The organism is Nocardia sp. NPDC055165, from assembly GCF_053606985.1.
In genome coordinates, this window is record NZ_JBSGSS010000007.1 from 384,370 (window position 1) to 394,202 (window position 9,833).

Below are 9,833 nucleotides of genomic sequence, written 5' to 3' on the forward strand. Positions count from 1 at the left end.
CGTGTCTCCCGGCTGCTATCCGCAGCCGGGAGACACGGGAATTTGTCGCAAATTCGCGCGCAATTCCTAGTCACCTCCCTGGTCTTTTCCACCTTCGATCGAAGGGTTATTTGTCATGCCCAAAAATGGGAATTCCTCGCCGGTCGCTGTCGCGCTACCGACGCAGGTCGGCGACCCAGCCCGCAGCCCTCGCCTGCTCTACGGCAGCCGGATGCTGTGGAGTGGCCGCATAGTGGCTGCTGGTGCTGTGCCGGTGCTGATGATGCTGGCCATCCAGCCCGCGAACGCGATGGCTCCGCTGGCCGCGATCGCTGACCAGCCCGGCGTCACGGCCCCCGCGCAACCCGGAACCAATGCTCCCGCACCGCCTCCGGCCCCGGTCGAACCCGAGCCGCCGGTGTATGTCGAGCAGCCCCCCGAGGTCCGCAACGGTCCGTCTCCGCGTCCGGCTCCCTCGCCTGAGCCCGCGCCGCCGGTGTATGTGGTCGAGCTGCACACTCCGGTGTCGGTGGAACCGGTCGCGCCGATCGAGGCACCGCCGGACACGATCAGGATCGGGACGGCGCAGTTCCCCGACCCGGAATGGCTACCGCCCGAGGTCGGCGACGCGATCAACACCGTCGCCGCCGACCTCGAAGCCCAGGCCGCGACGTTCCTGGACTCGGTCGGGCTCCCGGCCGGGCGTTCGGATCGGGTGGCTGGTGCCACGGTCGCTGGTGCCGGGGCCGGTGGCGCGATCGGCGGCACGATAACCGGTGCCCCGGCCGCAGCGGCCGGTGCGGCTGTGGGTGCGCTGGCGGGCGGCACGATCGGTGGAATCGCCGGGGCCGCAATCGGAACGGTGGTGGCGATCCCGGTGATCGGCACGATCACCTCCGGTGTGGCCGGTACCGCGTTGGGTGCGGCGGCCGGGGCGGTCGCGGGCGCGCTGGTGGCCGGGGTCCCTGCTGCGGCTGTGGGGGCGTTGGTCGGTGGCACGGTCGGTGCGGGGTTCGGTGCCGGGGCGGGGGTGGGACAGCCATGACCGGGCGACGTGTCCTCACCGCGGCGGTCTTGGTGACCTTCGCCGGTGGACTCTGCACGCCGGGCACCGTTGCCGCGCAGCCATCTTCAGCGCCGAGCTGCCCGGCGCTGTGGGTGTTCGGGGTGCAGGGCACTAGTGAGTCCTCGCCGGGTGCTTCCGAGACCGCCGATTCCGGGATGCTCGGCCATCTTCTCGGTCCGGTCGCCGCCGACGCTCCGAATTTGGTGTCCCGCACCTACATCGGCTATCCGGCCTCGTTCGGCGGAGCGCCGGGCACGGGCGGTGGCTCTGACCCGTACACGGTCTCGGCCAACATCGGCCTCAACGCGCTGCTGGACGCTTCCGAAGACGTCGCGGCGAATTGCCCGGCGACCTCGCAGGCGGTGGTCGGGTTTTCCCAAGGCGCACAAGTCGCGTCGGGGTTCGCTCAGATCGTCGGGGCAGGGGGAGGACCGGTGGCGCCTGAGCGAGTCGCCGCGGTGGCGTTGTACTCCGATCCCGATCGTGCTCCGGGCTCGCCGGTCATCGCGGGCCGTCCCGGTCAGCTGACTCCGGACCCGGCACCGGGCACGGCGGGGGCGGCGGTCTCTCAGATCGCCCTGAGCACGGCCGTCGCCTCCGGCGGCGGGATCGCCACGACCTCCGGAGTCGATTTCGGGTCGCTGACGGGCAGAGTCGCCGATATCTGCGTCGAGGGCGACCTCAGCTGCGCGGCACCCGACCGTGCCGCGTTGCTGCGGTTGGCCGCCCAACTCGCCGCCCAGGCCGACCTGCGCGACCCGATCGCCGCGATCAGCTCCGTCCAGGCTCTGTTGTCGAGTGCGCTCGGTGACGCCTGGACCACGGTGGTGCTCAACGACTTCCACATCGGGCCTGGCTCGGTGGCGTATGTGCCCGCGGCGAGTCTGGCTCAACGGCTCACCGAGGCCGCCGACTCGCGCACTCCGGCCCCGGGCCCGAGCGAGACGGCCGCCGCCGATGCTCGCTGGGCGCAGATCACCGCCACGGTCGCGTCGAACCCGCTGACGACCCTGCCTTCTCTGGCGGCGAGTTTGTCGGGCGCGTGGGGGCAGTTGGTCACCGACAACGCCGACCTCATCGACCCGTCGGTGTGGTTGCGCTACAGCGACATTCCCGCCCGCCACACCGGCTACGCCGCGAACGGGCAGCTCGCCAGCGGGGTCGCGTGGCTGACCGCCCTGGCCCACGACCTCGCCGGGAGCCAACAATGACCATCAGCGACTTCTACTCCACACCCATCCTGCGCGACGGCGCGCGCCCCGGTGACATCGTGCGTATCCGACCGGTGTTCGTGCCGCAGCTCGAGGGCGTGTCCGGTGCGTGGCAGATCGTCTACGTCTCCACCGATTCCCGGTCTCAGCCGATCGCGGCCTCAGCGATCGTGCTCCTGCCCGAGGCGGTCGCCGAACCCGGGTCGACCGCGATCCTGCTGTGGTGCCCACCTTTTCGCGGCCTCGGTGGTGTCTGCGCGCCCTCGCAACTGCTGGCCACCGGCAGCGAGTACGACGTGGCCGGCATCGACCGAGCACTCGCGCGAGGCTGGGTAGTCGCCATCCCGGACGGCCAGGGGCTCGGCGCGGGCACCGGCCCGCACACCTTCCTGGCCGCGCGCGCCGCCGGTGCCCACGTCGTGCTCGATCTGGCTCGCGCGATCTACCGGGCCTCTGACCTCGCTCTTCCCGTCGCGCCGGTCGTGGCCTGGGGCTACGCCGACGGCGGACGGGTCGCTGCCGCTGCCGGGGAACTGCAGCCCTGGTACGCACCCGAGGTGGACCTACGCGGAGTCGCCGCCGGGGCCGTGGTCTCCGACCTCGCGGCCATGGCACCAGTGATCAGCGGAGGCAGCGGCGAGGACCTCGGCGCGGGCCTTGCCGATCTGGGCTTGGCGGGCCTGGGCCTGGCCGGGCTGATCGGGCTGTCGCACGCCTACCACCAGCTCCCTCTTCGTCACGTGCTGAACGAGGACGGTCTCGCCGCTGCCGCCGAGGCCCGTCACCTCACCGGTCGCGAACTGCTGCAACGCTTCCCGCAACCGTTGGCGCATTGGTGCCGTGTGCCGGATCCGTGGAACGACCACTGGTGGCGGCGGGTGCTCGCGTTGGAATCGCTGGGCCACGTCAAACCCGAAGTGCCGCTGCATCTCTACCACGGCGAACTCGACATCGTTGTCCCCGTGCAGGCCGGTCGGCGCACGCTGATCGCCTACCGGCAGCGTGGCACGCAGGTCGACTGGCGCGAGTACGACGCCGACCACCGCGCGACCGCGCACCTGGCGATCTCCGATGTCCTGGCCAAGTTGACCGTGGACATCACCAATCCGCCTCCACACCAACCGACCACCTCATCGGCGGCCGAGCACACGAGCCGCCCCTGACCCCTCCGGGGAACCCGCCCGCATCCCGCGACCCCCTTCCCCCGGGGTGCGGGCGGGCCCCGGAGCATCGACCGATCCGAGGCGAGATGAATGACGAGGTATCCCCGCAATCCCTCTGATGACGACGACGCGCACGTGTGGGTCGACCTGCCTCAGACCCCGCCGGAGCGTCACGCCGTCGCCGGAAACGGCACCAGCCCCGCCCTCGACGAGCCCTATCAGTCGTCCTCGGGGGAGGAGGTCTGGTTCGCCCCGTTGCGTGACGGCGACGCTCCCGCCACCGCCGACACCGGCTGGTTGTCCCGATGGTGGCCTGGCATCCGGTACCGGATGCCAGGCCCGGCCTGGGCCGCCCTAGCGGCAACCATCGCCATCCTGGCCGGTCTGCTGGCGGTCTCGACCGACGACACCAGCGACACCGGCCAACAAGTGCAGGCCACCGCCGCGCCGCCGAGCCCCACCACCCCGCAAGGCCCGTGCGCCGGGCTCGCAGGCAACGTGGTCACTGACCGCGCCGGGGACCCGAACACCCTGGAAGGGGTAATCGCCTCCTTCGAGGCCGCCTATTACATCGATCGCGACGCCGCCAAGGCGATGGTGGTGCTCGCGCCCGAGACCGGGATCAACGCCGAAGCCCTCGCCGCGGGCATCGCGAGCATCCCGCCAGGTACCCGGCATTGCGTGGCGATCACCCCGATCGCGGCGGGTACCGCGACCGTTCATATCGCCGAAGTGCGCCCGGACCGCAAACGCGTCGATTACCTCCAGCTGATCAACACCCGCCCCGCCGACACCGGTGGCGGCCTGTTGATCTCCAACTTCCAGAAGCAGGGATAGCCATGAGAACGGGCTCGCAGGCGCCACTACTGATCGCGGTCGCCGGACTGAGCCCCCGCGCCGGAACCACCACGACCACAGTCGCGCTCGCCCACACCTGGCCCGGCCCGGAGACCGCCCTGATCGTGGAAGCCGACCCCGCAGGCGGGCAGCTCGCCGACATGGTCGGCGCGGACCCGCGTCTCGGGCTGGCGAGCCTGGCCCGCCGAACCAGCCCCGGCCAGCCAATTACCCCGGATCTGCTGGCCCAGCACGTGCAGTTCCTGCCCGGCGGAGAGGCGCTACTGGCCGCCCCGTCCGAGCACGACCCCGTGCGCGCTGTCCCGGCCGCAGAACTGCTCACCAATCCAGCCTCGGACTGGCGTGGTCTCGGGGCGAGTGTGCTCGCCGACTGCGGTGTGCCCGAGCCGGACTCGGACCCGCACCCGGTGATCGCCGCCGCCGACGCCTGCCTGTTCGTCTTGCGCGCCGAGCACATCGACCCCGCGCCCGCCATCGCGCGAATCCGTGCCCTCACCCGCCACGACTGCCCCCGGGGCATCGTTCTCATCGGCGGTAGCGCCGACTACGCCATCGCCCTCGGTGTCCCGGTCGTGGGTACTCTGCCCGCGACCCCCGCCGGTGCCCGAGCGCTCCTGACTCCACGCCGCGTCCGGTGGTCCTCGCAACTGCTCCCGCCTGCCCGGCTCATCACCACCGCCGTGGAACTGCAGCTGCGTGCGGCCAGCCGCCGGGCCCGCTCCGCTGCGCCGCCCCGTACTGCCCGTCAAGGCCACCCGGGCCGTCATGACGACACCGGGCCGAGGATCTACAGCATCGAGCTACCGGCACCGCCACCCGAGCTGGAGCTGGCCGTGGAACCCGAGATGCCCGGCGAGGTTCTCAGCGAGCGGCCACCAGCTCCGGTTCCTGTCCTCGCCAGCGAGGCCGAGGATGCCGGCCAGTCGGTCGAGGACGACCTCGCTGCGGCACCGGAGTCCAGCCCGGCCAGCGCGCCGCCGGAGTCCAGCCCGATCAGTGTGCCGCCGGAGTTCGCCTCGCCTGCCCTTTCGGTGTTCGTTTTCGGGGCAACGAGGATCTTGTGGCGTGCACCGTCTTCCGGTGAGCAGGTCGACATCACGAGCTACTTCCAGCCGCGCAGCCGCGAGATCGTTGTCCTTCTGGCACTGCATCCGGAGGGGCTGAGCCGATCTCGGCTCATCGACCTGATCTGGGGCGGGCAATCACACGAGCGCTCAGCCGCGTTCAGCAACGCCCTCTCGCGGCTGCGTGCCTCGATCACGACCGCCACCGGTGGGCAGATCACCGGAATGCTGATCGATGACCGGCTGCACTGCCGCCTGTCGGCGACCGCGGCGAGTGTCGACTACTGGGACTACCTCGCCGCTGTCGACGCGCGCCGCCGCGCCAGCAGCGACACCGACCGCAGTGCCGCGTGCCGGGCCATCACCGCCATCGCCACCACCGACCTGGGCTACGACATCACCGGCTCCTGGATCGAACCGCTGCGCGAATCCGCTCGACGCGACGCCCACAACGCGCTGGACTGGCTGGCCACCCACGACGCCGAACACAACCCCCACACAACTCTCGGGCTTCTCGAGATGACAGCGGAAACCGATCCTTACAACGAGACCGTGTGGCGCGATCTCTTACGCCAGCACGCACGCCTGGGCGAATACGCCGCTCTCGCCCGCACCTACTCACTCATGTCCCGCAAACTCGGCGAGATCGGCGAAACCCCGAGCCAAGAAACCCGAGAACTACTCGACAACCTCCGCCGAAGAGAAGACCGTAGTCCACTCCAGCCCGAACCTTGACCGGTCGATCGGAAATCAACAACCCATACGTGCCTGAAATGTGGAAACAGCAGGTAATCTATTACCGGAAATGGTCGAATTTGGCGCATACATCCGTCCCTATTCGACATTCTAGTATTCGGTTCGATGCGCAGAGTTCCCTGAAATATTTCACCTCGGATTGCTATGTAATCTCCGGAATGCCATTCCCTGAAATGCTCTCCTGGCTCTATTTGGTCAATGCGTGGAGAAATGCATGGGAATATACGTGCGGAAATACGTGGGGCGATCAAATGGCCCCACCTCCGCCCGATATATCCGCAGGTAGGAGGGTGTTTATCCGCGCGGATGCGGTCCAGGATTGTCTATACACAAAGCTGTATAGACATGCTCTGCCGGTGCGTTTCCGCCATCTAACGCCCGTCCCAACGCTACGTACCCCCTCTCTCATATCTCTTCATGTTTCTTTCTCCTCTTTTTATATATGCATTGTTTTGTTCGAATCAATTGTCGTTTGTCGGGTGGTGTGAGCCTGGTGTCGCGCGGCGTGTGTGCATTTCTGTTTCGTTTTGCGTGGTCGAATTGATGTGCTCGCGCCGAAATCGCGTAAATATTTCTGCCTTTTCGGGTTGCGTTTCCGTGTCGAGTCGAGTTAGCGTCAAATCGTTCCCGAAATTCATCGGGGAAACTCGGAAATCCGATTGGCGAACTCGCCACACCTATGCCACGATCCGCGCTGGCAGCGTGAAACGGATTCAATTTTCAGGAGTCAAAATGGCGACAACTACCACCCCGGCCCCTGCTACCGGTGCGCGTTTGGGCAATGGTGAATTGCGGCGCATGGTGGCCGGGGAGTTGGCAGCGAGCCCGGGGCTCGAACTGTCACCGCGCGATATCGCGAAAAAGCTCGTGCGTTCTTCCGGTGCTGTCGGTAACGCGCTGGAAGCGCTGACAAAGTCCGGGCATGCCGATCGCACTTCGGCCGCACCGCGCCGCTACCGCGCCAACGAAAACACCGCCGCCGCCGCTACCGCCCCGGCCCCGGCGGCCACCCCGGCCCCGGCCCCCGCCGCCCCGGCCCCCGCCGCCGGTGCCACCACCCCGGCCCCACGCCGCGCGCGCCGGAAACCCAAAGCCCCGGCCACCCCTGCCGCCCCGGCCACCCCTGCCGCCCCGGCCACCCCGGCCCCCGCCGCCCCGGCGCGCACGGGGAACACGGTGGCCCGGCCGAACGGGCAGCCCTACCACGTGCGCAAACTCGCCGGGCGCGCCGATGTCGACGTACTCCAGACCATGCGCACCGCCGAAGTCCCGGTACTGCTGTACGGGCCCCCCGGAACCGGAAAGACCTCGCTGATCGAGGCCGCGTTCGGCGACTTGCTGACCGTGCAAGGTGATGGGGACACCACGGTCGCCGATTTCGTGGGGGAGTACACCCAAAACCCCGATGGCACTTTCCAATTCGTGCACGGGCCACTGGTCAGGGCGATGCGCGAAGGCCGAGTGCTGTTCATCGACGACGCGACACTCATCCCGCCGACCGTGCTCTCGGTGGTGTATCCCGCGATGGACGGACGCAAAGAGATCGTGATCAAAGCCCATGGTGGCGAGGTCGTGACCGCTGCGCCCGGGTTCTTCGTGGTGGCCGGACACAACCCCGGGGTGCACGGTGCCATTTTGTCCGATGCCCTGTCTTCCCGGTTCGCGTTCCAAGTGCAGGTAGGCAGCGACTACGACCTCGCCGAACAGCTCGGGGTGGACAAAAAAGCGGTCAAGGTGGCGCGCAATCTGGCCACCCGTAAGGACAAGGGCGAACTCGGGTGGGCCCCGCAGCTGCGCGAGCTGCTCTCGTTCGCCAAGATCGCCGCCGCTACCGATACCGCTACCGCCGCCTCGAATTTGATCGGGGCAGCGCCCGAAGAGGACCGCGACACGGTGGCCTCGGTGGTGCGCGCCGTGTTCGGCACCAGCCACACCCTGCTGACTTTGGGCCCGCGCTTGTGACCTCGGCCTCGCATCCGACCCCCACCCCATCTGAAAGGACTCCCGCGATGACCGGACACCTGATCGCCGACCCGACCGCCACCCCCACCCCCACCCCCACCCCCGCGCCCGCCACCGATGGATGGGACTCGCTGTCAGCCGCGCTGACTGCCGAAGCGCCACCGATCGCCGACCGCGACGACTTGGTCGTCACGATCGCCCCGGGTGCTGCCTACGGGAGCCCGGCGGTGTTCATACCCCATAGCGCGGCTATCGAACTCGATGGTGCCCGACTCGGGATCGACCCGGCCACCGCGTGCCCGGACCGTAACAGCGACCGCAACCGATATGCGGCGGTGTGGGGTGCGTTCGTCCATGAATGCGCCCACGCCAAACATTCGGTGTGGGAACGGCCCCCGGTGGCGAACCCGGCAGTGATCGAGGCCGCGATGCTGCTCGAGGAGTCACGGATCGAGGCCGCCCAGATTCGCCGCCGCCCCGACGACCGGCATTGGTTGCGCGCCTCCGCTACCGAGATCGTGATCGGCGACCTCGGTGGGGCCGAGGCCGCCGCCGAGATCCCGCCTACCCCGTTCGCTGCCGCCCATACCGCCGCACTCATCCTCGGACGACTCGACGGCGGTGTCCTCGAACCGTCCGACTGCGCGCCCGCTGAGCTCGTGATCGAGTCCATCCTCGGCGCCGACACACTCAAGGAACTGCGCGCCATCTGGCGTGAAGCTCACACCGTGGCCGATGACGATGCCGCGATGATGCTCGAACTCGGGCAGCGCTGGCTCGACCTCGTGGGCCCCGACCCCCACGAGGACCCGGTCCCGGGCTCACTATTGGGGGCCGCGATCGAGGCCACGGTCGGCGAGGTCCGCCGCGCGATCGCTGCCGACCCCATCGCGCCCGACCCGTCCGAGATCGCCGCCGAAGCACGCCGCAAGGCCGCCGAATCGGACAAGCGCGCCGCCGCGCAAGCACGCAAGGTATTCGGCAAGACCGACTCGACCAGCACCCACACCAAGCGCGCGCCGGGCCCGGACGAACAATCCGCCGCGCGGGTGCTGGCGCGGGCACTCGACTCGGCTGCCACCCGCGAACGAGCCGCCGTGAGAACGACTTCGGCGCTGCCGCCGGGCCGGTTGCGGATGCGCGGCGCGTTGGCACGGCAGGCACAACTCGCCGCCGGTGCGATACCGACCGCCGAACCGTTCACCCGCACCACCCGCAAAATGACTCCGCTGCCGCCGCTGCGAGTCGGGATCGCCTGCGACGTGTCCGGCTCGATGGGCCAGTTCGCCAAACCGGTGGCCTCGGCCGCGTGGATCATCGCCCGCGCCGCCGAGTTGGCCATGGTGCCCGCCTCGACCGCGACCGTGACTTTCGGCAGTAAGGTCCGCCCGATCGTCTACCCGGGCACCGCGCCCAAACAGGTCACCGAGTTCACGTGCCCGGACAACTGGGAAGCGATCGACAAGGCCATCGATGCCCTCGACGGTGCCCTCGGCCTCGCCCGCCCCGGCGCGAGCAGGCTGCTGGTGATCATCTCCGACGGTGTGTTCCCCGCCATCCCCCGGATCAACGGTCAACAGCGGCTCGATGCGTTGCGTGCGGCCGGGTGCGCGGTGTTGTGGTTGGCACCGGATAGCGGCTACTCGGCCCCGCTGGTAGGGGCGACCGTGCACCGGATCAGCCACCCGGCCGCTACCGCCGCCGCGATCGGGCGCGCCGCTACCGCCGCCGTACGCGCCGCCACCTAACCCCCGGTTGCCCCGGGCGCGACCTG

7 protein-coding genes are annotated in these 9,833 nt (G+C 69.1%); all 7 read left to right on the forward strand.

Annotation, left to right across the window (positions count from 1 at the left end; all coding sequences use genetic code 11):
• Window positions 1-115 precede the first annotated feature (115 nt).
• The 7 genes from ACWFRF_RS17690 to ACWFRF_RS17720 all read left to right on the forward strand — a co-directional run bounded on the left by ACWFRF_RS17690 (window position 116) and on the right by ACWFRF_RS17720 (window position 9,807).
• Complete coding sequence (locus ACWFRF_RS17690; protein WP_452450962.1) at window positions 116-1,024, forward strand: hypothetical protein; 909 nt, start codon at window positions 116-118, stop codon at window positions 1,022-1,024.
• Complete coding sequence (locus ACWFRF_RS17695) at window positions 1,021-2,256, forward strand: cutinase family protein (RefSeq protein WP_452450964.1); 1,236 nt, start codon at window positions 1,021-1,023, stop codon at window positions 2,254-2,256. Before ACWFRF_RS17690 ends, ACWFRF_RS17695 begins: the two co-directional genes overlap by 4 nt.
• The gene (locus ACWFRF_RS17700) at window positions 2,253-3,419 is read left to right on the forward strand and encodes a lipase family protein (RefSeq protein WP_452450966.1); all 1,167 of its coding nucleotides are present in this window, start codon (window positions 2,253-2,255) and stop codon (window positions 3,417-3,419) included. Before ACWFRF_RS17695 ends, ACWFRF_RS17700 begins: the two co-directional genes overlap by 4 nt.
• 90 nt (window positions 3,420-3,509) lie before the next feature.
• Entirely contained in the window at window positions 3,510-4,256 is a 747-nt protein-coding gene (locus ACWFRF_RS17705; protein ID WP_452450968.1) for a hypothetical protein, read from the forward strand.
• 2 nt (window positions 4,257-4,258) lie between these two features.
• Window positions 4,259-6,076, forward strand: coding sequence for a BTAD domain-containing putative transcriptional regulator (locus ACWFRF_RS17710; protein ID WP_452450970.1), 1,818 nt, complete (start codon window positions 4,259-4,261; stop codon window positions 6,074-6,076).
• 753 nt (window positions 6,077-6,829) lie between these two features.
• The gene (locus ACWFRF_RS17715) at window positions 6,830-8,059 is read left to right on the forward strand and encodes an AAA family ATPase (RefSeq protein WP_452450972.1); all 1,230 of its coding nucleotides are present in this window, start codon (window positions 6,830-6,832) and stop codon (window positions 8,057-8,059) included.
• Between the two features lie 47 nt (window positions 8,060-8,106).
• Window positions 8,107-9,807: a vWA domain-containing protein gene (locus ACWFRF_RS17720; protein WP_452450974.1), complete on the forward strand. Its 1,701-nt coding sequence runs from the start codon at window positions 8,107-8,109 to the stop codon at window positions 9,805-9,807.
• Window positions 9,808-9,833: the final 26 nt, after the last annotated feature.